Raw genomic sequence first — 15233 nt, forward strand, 5'->3', positions numbered from 1 at the left:
GCGGAGGATCTCCGCGACGAACGAGAGGGAGTGTGCACCCGCCGGGTCCGGACTGGCCCGGGAGTCACGATCGGGTGCTACGCCAGATGTGCGGCGCGCCGTCAATGTACCACCGGCCCGGACGGCCGTGGGGCGGACCACGGGGATCGGCGCGGCGGGGTGGGTCGGCTCAGTCGAGGACGCGGACGCCGTCGGTGCTGACGGCCAGCACGTGCGCGGCCCAGCCGTCCGGGCAGCGGTCGAGCAGCCGCTTCCCCCCGGCCGGCCCGTCGACGAAGGCCAGCACCGTGGGACCGGCGCCGGAGACGACCGCGGGCACGCCGTCGGAGCGCAGCGCGTCGACGAGCGCCAGGGAGGCCGGCATCGCGGGCCGGCGCTGCTCCTGGTGGAGGTAGTCGCGGGTCGCGCGGAGCAGGTGCTCGGGCCGCCCGGCGAGGGCGGCGACGAGCAGCGCCGTGCGCCCGGCGTCCGCCGCGGCCTCCGCGTGCGGGACCTGTGCCGGCAGCAGGCCGCGGGCGACCTCGGTCGAGACCGGGTCGGAGGGGACGAACACCGCCACCGCGACGCGGGGGTCGACCGGCGAGCCGACGGTCCAGAACCCGTCGTCGTCGTGGCCCGAGATCGTGAAGCCGCCGTGCAGCGCCGGCGAGACGTTGTCCGGGTGGCCCTCCATCCGCGCCGCCAGCTCGAAGAGCGCCGCGTCGTCGAGGATGAGGGTGCCGCCAGCCACGAGGGCGCGCGCGAGGGCGAGCCCGCCGACGATCGCGGCGGAGGAGGAGCCGAGCCCGCGGGCGTGCGGCACCACGTTCGTGCACCGCAGGCGGAACCCCGGCGGCTCGGCGCCGAGGGCCTCGAAGGCGACCCGCATCGCCCGGACGACGAGGTGCGACCCGTCGAGCGGCACCGAGCCCGCTCCGGCACCGTCGACCTCGACCACGAGGCCGTCCGCGAGCACCTCCGCCTCGAGCTCGTCGCGCAGGTCCAGGGCGAGGCCGAGGCTGTCGAACCCGGGGCCCAGGTTGGCCGAGGTGGCCGGCACGGAGACCCGCACCGGCCCCTCGACGAACCGGGTCACGCCAGGCCGGCGGCCTCGGCCGCCGCGGTGACGTCGGCGTCGATGACGGTGTCGACGATGCTCTGGCCGCTGGCGGCGAAGCCCTCGAGCGCGGTGGCGGTGTCCTTGAGCCCGTGGCCGGTGACCGTGATCGCCACGGTGCTGCCGGCGTAGGACTCCCCGGCCGCGAGCTCCTGCAGCAGCCCCGCGATGCCGGCGGCGGAGGCGGGCTCCACGAAGACCCCGTCGTGGGCGGCGAGCTGGCGCTGCGCGCTGAGGATCTGGTCGTCGCTGACCGAGGCGAACCGGCCGCCGGACTCGTTGCGGGCGGCCTCGGCGAGCTTCCAGGAGGCCGGGTTGCCGATCCGGATCGCGGTCGCCTTGGTCTCCGGGTCGGGGAACGGCTCACCGGTCACCAGCGGCGCCGCACCCTCGGCCTGGAAGCCGCGCATGACCGGCGTCCGCGTCGCCATCCCGAGGGCGGCGTACTGGGTGTAGCCGAGCCAGTACGCCGAGATGTTTCCGGCGTTGCCGACCGGCAGCAGGTGGTAGTCGGGGGCGTCGCCGAGGAAGTCGACGATCTCGAAGGCGGCGGTCTTCTGGCCCTCGAGCCGCACCGGGTTGACCGAGTTCACCAGCGCGACAGGGAAGTCCCAGGCGAGCTGGCGGGCCAGGGCGAGGCAGTCGTCGAAGTTGCCGCGGACCATGACCACCTGGCCGCCGTGCATGATCGCCTGGGCCATCTTGCCGGCGGCGATCTTGCCCTCGGGGACGAGCACGAGCGGCTTGAGGCCGGCCTTCGCGGCGTACGCCGCCATCGACGCCGACGTGTTGCCCGTCGACGCGCAGACCACGGCCTCGGCGCCCTCCGCCTTCGCGCAGGAGATGGCCGCGGTCATGCCGCGGTCCTTGAAGGAGCCGGTCGGGTTGCTGCCCTCGACCTTGAGCCAGACGTCGGCACCGGTGAGGCCGGAGAGCCAGCCGGAGTGGACGAGCGGCGTGCCGCCCTCCCGGAGGGTGACCGCGGGCGTGCCGGCGGGGATCTCCAGCAGGTCGCGGTACTCCTCGATGACACCCCGCCACTGGTGGGTGGCCGTGCGCGTGCTCACTCCTGCTCCCCTTCCACCCGCATCACCGAGGTGACCTCGCGGACGATCTCCATGCCCCGCAGGTGCTCCACGGTGGCGCTCAGCTGGGCGTCGGTCGCCTCGTGCGAGACCACGACCAGCTGGGCGTCGTCGTCGCGGCCCTCCTGGCGGACGGTCTGGATCGAGACGCCGTGCTCGGCGAAGGCGGTCGCGACCGCGGCCAGCACGCCGGCGCGGTCGTCGACGTCGATCGCGACGTGGTAGCGCGTCCGCGCCTCCCCCATCGGCAGCACGGCCCGGTCGGCGTACGCCGACTCCCCCGCGCCGCGCGTGCCGGCGAGCAGGTTCCGCGCCACCGTGACCAGGTCGCCGAGGACCGCCGAGGCGGTCGGCGACCCACCGGCTCCGGGGCCGTAGAACATCAGTTGTCCGGCGGCCTCGGACTCGACGAACACCGCGTTGTAGGCCTCGCGGACCGAGGCGAGCGGGTGCGAGCGCGGGATCATGGCGGGGTGGACGCGGACGGCCACCGCCTCCTCGCCGTCCTCGCCCGCGCGCAGCTCGCAGATCGCGAGCAGCTTGACGACCGCTCCCATGTCGGCGGCGGACCGGACGTCGGCGGCGGTGACCTCGGAGATGCCCTCGCGGTGCACGTCGGAGGCGGTCACGCGGGAGTGGAACGCCAGCGAGGCCAGGATCGCGGCCTTCGCGGCGGCGTCGAAGCCCTCCACGTCGGCGGTGGGGTCGGCCTCGGCGTACCCGAGCTCCTGGGCCTCCTCGAGGGCCTCGGTGAAGCCGGCGCCGGAGGAGTCCATCTTGTCGAGGATGAAGTTCGTGGTGCCGTTGACGATGCCCAGCACGCGCGTCACGCGGTCGCCGGCCAGCGACTCGCGCAGCGGCCGCAGGATCGGGATGGCACCGGCGACGGCCGCCTCGTAGTAGAGGTCGCGCCCGGCCTTCTCGGCGGCCTCGAAGAGCGTCGGACCGTCCTCGGCGAGCAGCGCCTTGTTGGCGGTCACCACGCTCGCGCCGTTCTCCAGCGCGGAGAGGATGAGCGAGCGGGCGGGCTCGATCCCGCCGATCACCTCGACCACCAGGTCGACGTCGTCGCGGGCCACCAGGCCCGCCGCGTCGGTCGTGATCAGGCCGTCGGGGACCTCCACCTCGCGCGGTGCGTCGAGGCGGCGCACGGCGACGCCGGCCAGCTCGACCGGCACGCCCACCCGGGCCGCGAGGTCGTCGGCCTGGTCCCGCAGCAGCCGCACCACCTGGGAGCCCACCGAGCCGCAGCCGAGCACCGCCACCCGGAGCGTGCCGGGTCGCTTGTCGCCCTCCATCACAGATCACCCACGTCAGTCGCCAACAGGTCGTCCTCAGTCTCCCGCCGCAGGAGCACGCGCGACGCACCGTCCCGCACCGCGATCACCGGAGGCCGCAAGAGGTGGTTGTAGTTGGAGGCCATCGAGCGGCAGTAGGCGCCGGTCCCGGGGACGGCGACGAGGTCGCCGGGAGCCAGGTCGCCGGGCACGAACTCGTCCTTGACCACGATGTCGCCGGCCTCGCAGTGCTTGCCGACGACGCGGCCGAGCACCGGGTCTGCGTCGGAGGTGCGGGAGGCGAGCGTGCAGGAGTAGTCGGCGTCGTAGAGCGCGGTGCGGATGTTGTCGCTCATCCCGCCGTCGACGGAGACGTAGGTGCGCGAGGCGCCGCCGTCGAGGCTGACCTCCTTGACGGTGCCGACCTCGTAGACGGTGCACATCGAGGGTCCGACGATCGCGCGGCCCGGCTCGATCGACAGCGCCGGCCGGTCGATGCCGAGCGCCCGGCACTCGTGCTCGACGATCGCGGTCATCTCGGCGGCCAGGCGTGCGGGCTCGGCCGGGTCGTCCTGGGTGGTGTAGGCGATGCCGAAGCCGCCGCCGAGGTCCATCTCCGGCATGTCGACGCCGAGCTCGCGGGACACGGTGGCGTGCAGCGCCAGCACCCGGCGGGCGGCCACCTCGAAGCCCGCGGAGTCGAAGATCTGGCTGCCGATGTGGGAGTGCAGGCCCCGCAGCTCGAGCGCCTCGGCGGCGAGCACGCGACGTACTGCGTCCAGGCCGTAGCCGGAGGTGATCGAGAAGCCGAACTTCTGGTCCTCGTGGGCGGTGGCGATGTACTCGTGGGTGTGGGCCTCGACCCCGGCGGTCACGCGGACCATCACCGGGACGCTGGCGCCCTCCTCGGCGGCGATCCGGGCCAGCCGCTCGATCTCGTGGAAGGAGTCCACGATGACCCGCCCGACACCGAGTCGTACGGCGCGGCGCAGCTCGCCCTCGGACTTGTTGTTGCCGTGGAACTCCACCCGCTCCATCGGGAACCCCGCCCGCTCGGCGACCGAGAGCTCGCCGCCGCTGCAGACGTCGAGGCAGAGCCCCTCCTCCGCGATCCAGCGCGCGACCGCCACGGAGATGAAGGCCTTGCCCGCGTAGTAGACGTCGTAGTCGGCGAAGGCGTCGCGGAAGGCGCGGGCGCGCCCGCGGAAGTCCGCCTCGTCCAGGACGAACGCCGGCGAGCCGTGCTCGGCGACCAGGTCGGTCAGCGCGACGCCGCCGACGGTCAGCACGCCGGCGTCGTCCTTGTGCGCCGTGGTCGACCACAGCTGCGGGACCAGGTCGTTGGGGTCGGCGGGCGGGCGCAGCCAGGAGGGGCCGCGGAAGGCACCGGGCGCGTGCGCCCAGCCTGCTTCGTGGGTCATCTGCTCACATCCGGTCGGGGGCGGTGACGCCGAGGAGGCCCAGGCCGTTGGCCAGGACGGTCCGCGTCGCCTGGACCAGCAGCAGGCGCGCCCGGTGCAGGTCGGTGGTCTCCTCGTCGCCCATGGGCAGCACTCGGCAGCTGTCGTAGAACCGGTGGTAGGTGCCGGCCAGCTCCTCGAGGTAGCGGGCGACGCGGTGCGGCTCGCGGAGCTCCGCGGAGCTCGCGACCACGCGGGGGAACTCCGCGAGCGCCCGCAGCAGCAGCCCCTCCTTCTCGTGCGTGAGGAGCTCGGGGTGCGAGGCGGCCTCGACGCCGAGGTCGGCGGCGTTGCGCAGCAGGCTCGCGACGCGGGCGTGGGCGTACTGCACGGTGAAGACGGGGTTCTCGTTGGACTGCCGGGTGATCTCGGCGACGTCGAGCACGAGCGGGGAGTCCGCCGGGTAGCGCGCCAGCGAGTAGCGCAGGGCGTCGACGCCGATCTCGTCGGTGAGCTCCTCGAGGGTGACGATGGTGCCGGCGCGCTTCGACAGGCGCAGCTCCTCGCCGTCGCGGAGGATCTTGACCAGCTGGCCGATGAGGACCTCGAGCGTCTGCGAGGGGTCGTCCCCGACGCAGGCGGCCATGGCGCGCAGCCGGCCGACGTACCCGTGGTGGTCGGCGCCGAGCAGGTAGATGCAGCGGTCGAAGCCGCGGCCCCGCTTGTCGAGGTAGTAGGCGGTGTCGGAGGCGAAGTACGTCAGCTCGCCGTCGGACTTGATGAGCACCCGGTCCTTGTCGTCGCCGAAGTCGGTCGTGCGCATCCACAGCGCGCCGCCCTCCTCGTAGACCGTGCCGAGCTCCTTGAGCCGCGCGAGCGTCTCGGGCACCGAGCCGGACTCGTGCAGCGAGAGCTCGGAGAACCACACGTCGAAGTGGGTGTTGAACGCCGCGAGCTGCGCCTGCTGCTGGGCCAGTTGGAGCTCGTAGCCCTTCTCGCGCACGGCCGCGCGCCGCTCCTCGGCCGGGAGGTCGAAGATCCCCGGGCTCGCCTCGCCGACGGCCTTGGCCAGGTCGCCGATGTAGGCGCCGGCGTACCCGTCCTCCGGCGCGGGCCGGCCGAGCGCGGCGGCGATGATCGAGTCGGCGAAGTGGTTCATCTGCACGCCGCGGTCGTTGATGTAGAACTCGCGGGTCACCTCGGCGCCCGCGGCCGCGAGCACCCGGCCGATCGCGTCGCCGAGCACCGCCCACCGGGTGTGCCCCAGGTGCAGCGGGCCGGTCGGGTTGGCCGAGATGAACTCGACGTTGACCCGCTGTCCGGCGAGCGTCGCGGTGTGGCCGTACCGCTCACCGGCCGCGACGATCTCGGCGGCCACCACGCCCTGGGCCGCGGCCTCGACGGTGATGTTGAGGAACCCGGGCCCGGCGACCTCGACGTCGCTGATCCCCTCGGCGGCGCGCAGTCGGTCGGCCAGCAGCTCGCCCAGCGCACGGGGGTTCGTCCCGGCCTTCTTGGCCAGCTGCAGCGCAACGTTCGTGGCGTAGTCGCCGTGCCCCTTCTGACGGGGACGCTCGACGGTGACCTCCGCGGGTACGCCGTCGGGCAAGGTGAGCGCACCCTGCTCGACGAGGGCCGTCAGGCCGTCGACGATGGTCGTGGAGAGCTGCGCGGGAGTCACCGTCCAAGCCTATCGGCGGGCACCGGTTTCTCCCGCACGGCCGGGGCCGGGTACGGTTCCACCGCGCGCCCCGAAGTGCTGGGGCGGCGCGTGCCTCCGTAGCTCAGGGGATAGAGCACTGGTTTCCGGTACCAGGTGTCGCAGGTTCGAATCCTGCCGGAGGCGCCACACCGAACGGCCTCCCGGGCATCCCGGGGGGCCGTTCCGCATTCCTGGCCCCAGCGGGTACCCGCCCGCACGGGTCTAGACACCCCTCCCCCGCCCACGTGACGCACGTAACGAACCCTCGGGGTGCCCGTTGCAGGCGGTGAGGCGGCTTCCCCGGGCCGGCTCCCGGAGGACGGGCCTCGGCTGTCCGCACCGGCCACGGGCCCCTCGCGGTCCGGTCACCAGGTCCCGTCGCCCGGCCGGGGAGGGTCGAGCGACGCCAGCCACGAAAGCAGGAAAGCGTGAAGAAGACCCTGAGGAGGGCGGTCGCGGTCACCGCGGCCAGCGCGGCCGGCCTCGCCGCCGCTCTCGTCGTCACCCCCACCGCCACCGCCGAGACCGCCCCGAAGGCCGTCGTCTCCGCCCCGGCCGGGGCGCTCACCACGAGCGGCCGGCTCGAGAGGACCGGCTTCGGCTACAAGGCCGACGTCTTCGGCGCCAAGGTGCTGCTCGAGGGCGTCGAGGTCCGCGGCCTCAAGGACGGCTACGCCCAGCAGCGCTGCACGACCATGGCCGGCCGCGTCGCGGAGAAGCAGTCCCAGCTCGCCCTGCCCGAGGACCTCGTGCCGCTGGTGGACCTCTCCCTCACCAAGCAGCGCTCGGAGACCTACCAGGAGGGCGGCCGCACCGGCGTCCGCGGGATCAGCACCATCGCCGACATCGCCGTCGGCGGCGAGGTCCCCGGCCTCGGCAAGCTCCCCCGGCTCAAGATCGAGGGCCTGCAGTCGGTCGCCGACGCCTTCCACGACGGCCGCTCCTTCGACCACGAGGAGTCCTTCGGCTTCAAGGGCATCTCGCTGGACTACGACGGCACCGTCGTCGACGGCACGCCGCTCGCCGCTCTCCTCGACATCCTCAACCAGGTCACCGCGCCGGTCTCCCAGGTCGTCAACCAGGTCATCGACCTGCTGACCAGCCTGCTGCCCGGCCAGGCGATCCGGATCCCCGGGCTGGGCTCGCTCGCGCTCGGCACCGCCAAGGGCAGCGCGAACGCCACCTCCGGCACCTCCGAGGCGTACGCCCTCAAGCTCGAGATCACCGCGACGGGCAACCCGACGGTCCTGCAGCTCGGCCGCGCCCGCACCCGGATCTCCGAGGCCGGCCCCGCCGGCGTCTTCCGCGGCACCGCCACCGGCGCGAACATCCTCGGCGACGTCCCGCTGCTGAACCTCGGCAACCTCGGCCAGCGATCGATCCCCTGCGAGGGCACCGACGGCAGGGTCGTCACCCAGAAGGCCGCGCACTACTCGCTGCTCGGCGGGCTCGTCGACGTCAGCGGGGTGACCTACAAGCTCATGGGCGACCACCTCAGGGGCGGCGCGGCGAAGGCCATGATCGGCACCGACCTCGGGACCGTCGCCGTCCCGACCCTGGGCCTGGAGATCAAGGGCCTCTCCTCCCTGGTGCACCTCAAGCGCTCGGCCACCTCCGGCAAGGTGGCGCCCAGGGTCACGACCAAGTACCTGCAGATCCTGCACGACGGCCGGCCCGTCAGCCTGCGCGCCGGGGACTCCTACGACCTGGGTGACGGGAACTTCCTGAACTTCAAGAAGCTCTTCGACCGCACCTTCCACGGGATCGGCGTCCACGGCCTGACCCTCCAGCTCGCCGGCATCGGCGTCCTGGACCTGGCCTCGTCCGCGGGCCGCATCTTCCCGCGCTGACGCCCGCACGACCCGATAGACCCGCCGGGCCGGCCCCCTCGAGGGGCCGGCCCGGCTGTCGTCGGTGCGCCGGCCGGTCGCTCAGCAGCCCCGGAGGGAGGCGTCGGAGCGCGCCGCGGCGCCGTACCGGCGCGCTTGGGCGACCGAGGGCCGGACGATCGAGGCGGGACCGACGGTGCCGATCGTGCCCTGGACGACGCAGGTCGTGACCTTCGTCGGGTCGATGTGCGCGAGCGCCTGGGCGAGGCGGAACAGCTCGTCGGGCGGGAGGTCGGTGTGGAGGTGCTCCATGACGGTCAGCACGCCGCGCGCGATGAAGCCCGGCTCGTCCGCCCGGGCCCGGACGGCCTGCTGGATCCCGCGCAGCACGCGCTGCTGGTTCGCGGAGCGGTCGAAGTCCCCGCCGGCGAGCGACTTGCGGACCCGGGAGAACGCCATGGCGCCGTACCCGTCGAGCCTGATCCGGCCGCGCGCGAAGCCCTGGGGCTTGAGGTGCTCGTCGGAGAAGCGCCGCGGGTTGCGGACGTGGATGCCCCCGATGTCGTCGACCATGTCCTCGAAGAACGGGAACCGGGTCACGAGGACGTACTGCGGCTGGACGCCGACGAGGTCCCCGACCGTCCGGCCGACCAGCTGGGGCCCGCCGTAGGTCAGTGCCGAGTTCACCCGGCCGTGGCCGTGCCCGGGGATGGCGACCCAGGAGTCCCGCGGCACGCCGATCGCGACCGCCGAGCCGGTGCGGGTGTTGAGGCCGACCAGCTGGATGGCGTCGGCGCGCACGTCCAGCATCGACTGGCCGGGACGGGCGTCGGACCCGACCGCCAGCACCCACAGCACGTCGGAGTCCTGGACCGCCACGCCGTCGGCGCGGTCGACCTCGACCAGCACCAGGTCGGTGGGGTGGACCGCAGCGTCGGGGACGACGAGCGCCGCCGTCGCCAGGACGGCCGCGAGCACGCCGGCCCGCACCGCGCTCCGCACCCGTGCGAACCGGGACCGCATCAGGACCTCCCCCGCGAGACGTCGTAGCCGAAGACCTGCCAGGCGCCCTCGCGACGGGCGAGGTACAGCCGCCCCTGCACGCGGTCGCGCCGCTCGACCTGCCCGCTCGTGGTGAACCCGAGCAGCACCCGGGCCGTCACGCCGACCGGCCGGCCGCGCACGGCGAGCACGTCGAGGCGCAGCTCGCGGCGACGTACGTCGACGCCGTCGATGCGGCCGGCGAGGCCGACGTTCGTCATCAGCCGGAGGTCGCGGCGCGCCTCGTCCTTCGCCCCGCTGCTGAACCCGGGGAACGCCTGCCGGAAGCCGCCCTCGCGAGGGAAGTCGCCACCGACGTACGCCGCGTCCAGCCAGCCGTCGACGACGCGCGCGACGTCCTTCTTCAGCCGCGCCCGCCGGGCGGCGGGCAGCCGGCCGGTCACCTCCGTGACCGTGGTCGTCGTCGGGACGGACCCCGCCTCCGCGCGGACGAGGGCCGCCTGCCGGTGGCCGCCCCGCTCGGCGTCCGGCGCGCCGTCGCCGGAGCACGCGGTGGCGCCCAGCGTCAGCGCCGCCGCGACCAGCGTCGCGACGAGGCGTCCGGGCCGTCGGGGCCCTCGAGGCCCGTCGAGGGGCGTCCCGTGAGGGGTCCGGGTCATCGTGGCCGCGCTCCTTGAGTGCACTAAGTCGATCGAGCGCACTCATGTTCACCCACAGGCGACGGGACGACGGTAGCCGCGCCGGTGTGGATCGGGTCATACCGCGTTCGACAGGCGACCCTGACCCGCGCATTCCCTTCCCCGGGGGACTAGCCTTGGCCCTCGACACCCACCCCCGCGCGCTCACTTGGGAAGAGGCGAAGCAAGTCGTGCCGCAGTCCTCTGGCAACCACTCCTCCGAACGTTCGTCCGTCTCGGAACCACCCGCTGACTTCGGAGCCAACGAGTGGCTCGTCGAGGAGATGCACGAGCAGTACAAGCGTGACCCCGGCAGCGTCGACCCGATGTGGGTGAAGTACTTCACGAGTGACGAGGCCGGCGCCGGAGCGGGCAACGGCGCGCCGAACGGCGCCTCCGCGAACGGGCCGACCCAGCAGGCGCCCGCGAAGCCGAAGGCCGCCGAGCCCGCCCCCAAGCAGGCCGCACCCAAGCAGGCCGCACCGGCGAAGGCCGCGCCGGCGAAGGCCGCGCAGCCGACCGAGCCCAAGGCCACGCCGCGCCCGGAGACGAAGGCCGCCGAGCCGGCCAAGGGCACCTCCTCCCCCACCCCCAAGGAGTCGCGCCCGGCGGACCCCGCCACGGCGAGCGACGAGCCGTCGTTCACCGTGCTGCGCGGCATCGCCGCGGCCACGGCGAAGAACATGGACATCTCGCTGTCGGTGCCGACCGCGACGTCCGTGCGCAACATGCCGGTCAAGCTGCTGTGGGACAACCGGATCGTCATCAACGGTCACCTCGAGCGCGCGCGCGGCGGCAAGGTGTCCTTCACCCACCTCATCGGCTACGCCATCATCAAGGCGATCAAGGCGCTGCCGGCGATGAACAACACCTACGGCGAGGTCGACGGCAAGCCGACCCTGGTCACCCCCGCGCACATCAACCTCGGCCTCGCCATCGACCAGGTCAAGTCCGACGGCAGCCGCCAGCTGGTCGCCCCGTCGATCAAGGCCTGCGAGTCGATGGACTTCGCGCAGTTCTGGACCGCCTACGAGGACATCGTCCGCAAGGCCAAGAACAACAAGCTGACGATGGAGGACTACTCCGGCACGACGGTCAGCCTCACCAACGTCGGCGGCCTGGGCACGAACAACTCGGTCCCGCGCCTGATGCAGGGCCAGGCGGCCATCATCGGCGTCGGCTCCATGGACTACCCCCCGGAGTTCCAGGGCGCCTCCGAGGAGACGATCTCGCGCAACGCGATCTCGCGGATCATGACCATGACCTCCACCTACGACCACCGTGTCATCCAGGGTGCGCAGTCGGGTGAGTTCCTAGGCCAGGTCCACAAGTACCTCCTCGGCCAGGACGGGTTCTACGACGAGATCTTCCGCTCGCTGCGCATCCCCTACGAGCCGATCCGCTGGAACGCCGACGTCTCGGCCTCCCACGACGACGAGATCGACAAGCAGGCCCGGATCCTCGAGCTGATCCACGCCTACCGCGTGCGCGGCCACCTGATGGCCGACACCGACCCGCTGGAGTACCGCCAGCGCAGCCACCCCGACCTGCGCATCGAGTCCCACGGGCTGACCCTGTGGGACCTGGACCGGGAGTTCCCCACAGGCTCCTTCGGCGGCGAGGGCCGGCGCTTCATGAAGCTGCGCCACATCCTCGGCACCCTGCGTGACTCCTACTGCCGCACCACCGGCATCGAGTACATGCACATCATGGACCCCGAGCAGCGGCAGTGGATCCAGCAGCGCGTTGAGCAGCCGCACCGGAAGCCACCGCGCGAGGAGCAGCTGCGGATCCTGCTGAAGCTCAACCAGGCCGAGGCGTTCGAGACCTTCCTGCAGACCAAGTTCGTCGGGCAGAAGCGGTTCTCCCTCGAGGGCGGCGAGACCACGGTCCCGGTCATCGACGAGATCTGCGAGGCCGCGGCGCAGGCCGACCTCGACGAGGTCGCGATCGGCATGGCCCACCGCGGCCGCCTCAACGTGCTGGCGAACATCGTGGGCAAGAAGTACTCCCAGATCTTCCGGGAGTTCGAGGGCAACATCGACCCGCGCACCGTCCAGGGCTCCGGCGACGTGAAGTACCACCTCGGCGCCGAGGGCGAGTTCGAGGCCGACTCCGGCCACAAGGTCAAGGTCTCGGTCGCGGCGAACCCCTCGCACCTCGAGGCGGTCGACCCGGTGCTCGAGGGCATCGCCCGCGCCAAGCAGGACGTGCTCGACCGCGGCGCGGAGTACCCCGTGCTCCCCCTGCTGGTCCACGGCGACGCGGCGTTCGCGGGGCAGGGCGTGGTCGCGGAGACACTCAACCTCTCCCAGCTGCGCGGCTACCGCACCGGCGGCACGATCCACGTGATCGTCAACAACCAGGTCGGCTTCACGACCTCGCCGGGGTCCTCGCGCTCCTCCCTCTACGCCACCGACGTGGCGCGGATGGTGCAGGCGCCGATCTTCCACGTCAACGGCGACGACCCCGAGGCGTGCATCCGCGTCGCGCGGCTGGCCTTCGAGTACCGCCAGGCGTTCAACAAGGACGTCGTCATCGACCTCGTCTGCTACCGCCGCCGCGGTCACAACGAGGGCGACGACCCGTCGTACACCCAGCCGCTCATGTACGACCTCATCGAGCAGAAGCGCTCGGTCCGCAAGCTCTACACCGAGTCCCTCATCGGCCGTGGCGACATCACGGTCGAGGAGGCCGAGCAGGTCCTGCGCGACTACCAGCAGCAGCTCGAGCGGGTCTTCACCGAGGTCCGCGAGGCCAGCACGCAGCCCTCGGAGTGGACGACCGTCCCGGACTACCCGGACAAGCCCGCCAGCGAGACCAGCACGGCGGTCTCCCAGGAGGTCCTCAAGCGGATCGCCGACGCCTACACCACGCCGCCGGAGGGCTTCACCGTCCACCCGAAGGTGATGCCGCAGCTGCAGCGCCGCTCGCAGGCCATCACCGAGGGGCCCATCGACTGGGGCACCGGCGAGATCCTCGCCTTCGGCTCGCTGCTGATGGACGGCCGGCCGGTCCGGCTGGCCGGGCAGGACTCGCGTCGCGGCACCTTCGTGCAGCGGTTCGCGACGATCATCGACCGCCGCAACGCCGACGAGTGGACCCCGCTGGGCTCGCTCACCGAGGACCAGGCGAAGTTCCACGTCTACGACTCGCTGCTCTCCGAGTACGCCGCCCTCGGGTTCGAGTACGGCTACTCCGTCGCGCGCCCCGAGGCGCTGGTGCTGTGGGAGGCGCAGTTCGGCGACTTCGTCAACGGCGCGCAGATCGTCATCGACGAGTTCATCACCGCCGGCGAGAGCAAGTGGAGCCAGCAGTCCGGCGTCGTGCTGCTGCTGCCGCACGGCTACGAGGGCCAGGGGGCGGACCACTCGTCCGCCCGGATCGAGCGGTTCCTCGCGATGGCCGCGGACGACGCGTTCGTCGTCGCCCAGCCGAGCACCCCGGCGTCGCACTTCCACCTGCTGCGCCAGCACTCGCTCGGCGAGCGGCACCGCCCGCTGATCGTCTTCACGCCGAAGTCGATGCTCAAGCGCAAGGAGGCGGCCTCGCAGCCGTCGGACTTCACCGAGGGCACGTTCCGTCCCTTCATCGCCGACGCGGACGCGGACCCGGAGAAGGTCGACACGCTGCTGCTGTGTTCGGGCCGGGTCACCTGGGACCTCATGGTCGAGCGCGCCAAGCAGGAGCACGGCGAGCGGTTCGCGATCGGCCGGGTCGAGCAGCTCTACCCGCGACCGATCGACGACATCCGGGCCGAGATCGCGCGCTACCCCCACCTCAAGGAGGTGCGCTGGGTGCAGGACGAGCCGCAGAACATGGGCCCGTGGCCGCACTACGCGCTCAACGTCGCGCCCGAGGTCGACGCGAAGGTCGTGCCGGTCTGCCGGCCGGAGGGGTCCTCTCCCGCCGTCGGCACCGTCAAGCGGCACCAGGCCGAGCAGAAGGAGCTGCTGGCCCGGGCGTTCGCCTGACCGACGCACACGCACGCAGGACCGAGATGGCCCCGTCCGGCAGCGGACGCGGGCCATCTCGCGTCTGGGCACCGACACACGAGGAGACGAGGATGTACTTCACCGACCGAGGGATCGAGGAGCTCGAGCGGCGACGGGGCGACGAGGAGGTCACCCTGGCGTGGCTCGCCGAGCAGCTGCAGGCGTTCACCGACTCCCACCCGGAGTTCGAGGTGGCCGTGGAGCGTCTCGCCACGTGGCTGGCGCGGCTGGACGACCCCGAGGACTGAGGCGATGATGCGGGGATGACCGAGACGTCCTCCCCCGCGCCCTCGGCCGGCGCACCGGCGTACCCCGCAGCGCCCTGGCAGATGACCGGACAGCTGTTCCTGTCGCTGTTCCGGGTCCCCACCGCGGTCGACGAGCTCCGTCCCGCCGGCGTGTACGGCGCGGCGTTCGTCTCCTACGAGGAGCCGAGCCCACTGACCTACTCCGAGCTGCTGGTCGCGCGCCCCGTGAAGGTGCCGGGCGGACGCGGCCGACGGGTGAGCATCACCGACATCTGGGTCGACTCGCCCGCGTCCGTGGCAGGCGGCCGCGAGCTGTGGGCCATCCCGAAGGGGCTGTGCGACTTCCGGCTCGAGTCCGAGCACCGCGGACCCTTCGCCCGCACCGAGTGGTCGGCCGCCCTGGACCGCCGGCCGATCGCGAGCGCCCGGTTCACCGACGCCGCGCGGGTCGTCCCCCGGGTGCCGTTCAAGGGCCAGACCTGGCAGCCCGGGATCGCCGACACCGGCGGCGAGGAGCGCCGCGCCACGCTGCAGGGGTCGGCGAAGGCGATGCCGTGCTGGGGCGCGTGGGAGTTCGACGCCGACGGCCCGCTGGGCTGGCTCGCGGGACGGCGCGCGATCGCGTCGTTCCGGATGAGCGGCTTCCGGATGTCCTTCGGCTGAGCCGGCGCGCCGCTCAGGCCTCGGGCAGCCCCGGGTGCTCCGCGCGCTCGTCGCCGGACTCGACCGAGGCACGGCGGGCGGCGTCGCGGAGCTCGAAGACCTCCGTGGCGAGCCCGCCCAGGGCGCCCGCGACCTCACGGACGGCCCGGGTGAGGATCGTGGCCACGTCGCCGACGGTGGTGGCGGTCGCCTCGACCGCACCCTGCACGGCGTCCTTGCGGATCTCGGCCTTGCTGAGGTGGTCCTTCATGGCACCAGT

Annotated in this window: 12 protein-coding genes and 1 tRNA gene; 5 read left to right on the forward strand and 8 right to left on the reverse strand. The window is 72.8% G+C overall.

Going from position 1 to position 15233, the window contains the following annotated elements; all coding sequences use genetic code 11:
* Positions 1-169: 169 nt before the first annotated feature.
* From thrB to argS, 5 genes are read right to left on the reverse strand one after another with little or no spacing between them, the layout of a single operon-like run.
* A complete protein-coding gene (thrB, locus tag OSR43_RS15030) occupies positions 170-1075 on the reverse strand; it encodes a homoserine kinase (RefSeq protein WP_302267421.1) in 906 nt (301 codons plus the stop codon).
* Positions 1072-2163: a threonine synthase gene (thrC, locus tag OSR43_RS15035; protein ID WP_302267422.1), complete on the reverse strand. Its 1092-nt coding sequence runs from the start codon at positions 2161-2163 to the stop codon at positions 1072-1074. Before thrC ends, thrB begins: the two co-directional genes overlap by 4 nt.
* Positions 2160-3479: a homoserine dehydrogenase gene (locus tag OSR43_RS15040; protein ID WP_302267423.1), complete on the reverse strand. Its 1320-nt coding sequence runs from the start codon at positions 3477-3479 to the stop codon at positions 2160-2162. Before OSR43_RS15040 ends, thrC begins: the two co-directional genes overlap by 4 nt.
* A complete protein-coding gene (lysA, locus tag OSR43_RS15045) occupies positions 3479-4879 on the reverse strand; it encodes a diaminopimelate decarboxylase (protein WP_302267425.1) in 1401 nt (466 codons plus the stop codon). The genes OSR43_RS15040 and lysA overlap by 1 nt, the downstream gene beginning before the upstream one ends.
* 4 nt (positions 4880-4883) lie before the next feature.
* A complete protein-coding gene (argS, locus tag OSR43_RS15050) occupies positions 4884-6539 on the reverse strand; it encodes an arginine--tRNA ligase (RefSeq protein WP_302267427.1) in 1656 nt (551 codons plus the stop codon).
* A gap of 92 nt (positions 6540-6631) precedes the next feature.
* Between argS and OSR43_RS15055 the strand changes: the two genes are divergently transcribed.
* Positions 6632-6707, forward strand: a tRNA-Arg gene (locus OSR43_RS15055).
* 281 nt (positions 6708-6988) lie between these two features.
* Positions 6989-8410 (forward strand): hypothetical protein, encoded by a 1422-nt coding sequence (locus OSR43_RS15060; protein ID WP_302267429.1) that lies wholly within the window; start codon positions 6989-6991, stop codon positions 8408-8410.
* An 81-nt stretch (positions 8411-8491) separates the two neighbouring features.
* Here the strand turns inward: OSR43_RS15060 and OSR43_RS15065 are convergent, their stop codons facing one another.
* On the reverse strand, positions 8492-9412 hold the full coding sequence (locus OSR43_RS15065; protein WP_302267430.1) for an LCP family protein: 921 nt from the start codon (positions 9410-9412) through the stop codon (positions 8492-8494).
* The gene (locus OSR43_RS15070; protein WP_302267431.1) at positions 9412-10050 is read right to left on the reverse strand and encodes a hypothetical protein; all 639 of its coding nucleotides are present in this window, start codon (positions 10048-10050) and stop codon (positions 9412-9414) included. Before OSR43_RS15070 ends, OSR43_RS15065 begins: the two co-directional genes overlap by 1 nt.
* A 209-nt stretch (positions 10051-10259) precedes the next feature.
* On the opposite strand from OSR43_RS15070, the gene OSR43_RS15075 reads away from it, so the two are divergent.
* The 3 genes from OSR43_RS15075 to OSR43_RS15085 all read left to right on the forward strand — a co-directional run bounded on the left by OSR43_RS15075 (position 10260) and on the right by OSR43_RS15085 (position 14974).
* A complete protein-coding gene (locus tag OSR43_RS15075; protein WP_302267432.1) occupies positions 10260-14042 on the forward strand; it encodes a multifunctional oxoglutarate decarboxylase/oxoglutarate dehydrogenase thiamine pyrophosphate-binding subunit/dihydrolipoyllysine-residue succinyltransferase subunit in 3783 nt (1260 codons plus the stop codon).
* Between the two features lie 92 nt (positions 14043-14134).
* The gene (locus tag OSR43_RS15080) at positions 14135-14311 is read left to right on the forward strand and encodes a DUF6104 family protein (RefSeq protein ID WP_302267433.1); all 177 of its coding nucleotides are present in this window, start codon (positions 14135-14137) and stop codon (positions 14309-14311) included.
* Between the two features lie 15 nt (positions 14312-14326).
* A complete protein-coding gene (locus OSR43_RS15085) occupies positions 14327-14974 on the forward strand; it encodes an acetoacetate decarboxylase family protein (protein WP_302267434.1) in 648 nt (215 codons plus the stop codon).
* Positions 14975-14987: 13 nt separating this feature from the next.
* Here the strand turns inward: OSR43_RS15085 and OSR43_RS15090 are convergent, their stop codons facing one another.
* Complete coding sequence (locus OSR43_RS15090) at positions 14988-15224, reverse strand: hypothetical protein (RefSeq protein WP_302267436.1); 237 nt, start codon at positions 15222-15224, stop codon at positions 14988-14990.
* Positions 15225-15233 lie beyond the last annotated feature (9 nt).

Source organism: Nocardioides sp. Arc9.136, assembly GCF_030506255.1.
In the GTDB taxonomy this organism is placed as follows: domain Bacteria; phylum Actinomycetota; class Actinomycetes; order Propionibacteriales; family Nocardioidaceae; genus Nocardioides.

Excerpts from the sequence above, each read along its gene's own strand:
- OSR43_RS15040 (WP_302267423.1), bottom strand. The coding sequence starts at position 3,479 with ATGGAGGGCGACAAGCGACCCGGCACGCTCCGGGTGGCGGTGCTCGGC.
- lysA (WP_302267425.1), bottom strand. The coding sequence starts at position 4,879 with ATGACCCACGAAGCAGGCTGGGCGCACGCGCCCGGTGCCTTCCGCGGC.
- OSR43_RS15065 (WP_302267430.1), bottom strand. The coding sequence starts at position 9,412 with ATGCGGTCCCGGTTCGCACGGGTGCGGAGCGCGGTGCGGGCCGGCGTG.
- OSR43_RS15070 (WP_302267431.1), bottom strand. The coding sequence starts at position 10,050 with ATGACCCGGACCCCTCACGGGACGCCCCTCGACGGGCCTCGAGGGCCC.
- OSR43_RS15080 (WP_302267433.1), top strand. The coding sequence starts at position 14,135 with ATGTACTTCACCGACCGAGGGATCGAGGAGCTCGAGCGGCGACGGGGC.
- OSR43_RS15085 (WP_302267434.1), top strand. The coding sequence starts at position 14,327 with ATGACCGAGACGTCCTCCCCCGCGCCCTCGGCCGGCGCACCGGCGTAC.
- OSR43_RS15090 (WP_302267436.1), bottom strand. The coding sequence starts at position 15,224 with ATGAAGGACCACCTCAGCAAGGCCGAGATCCGCAAGGACGCCGTGCAG.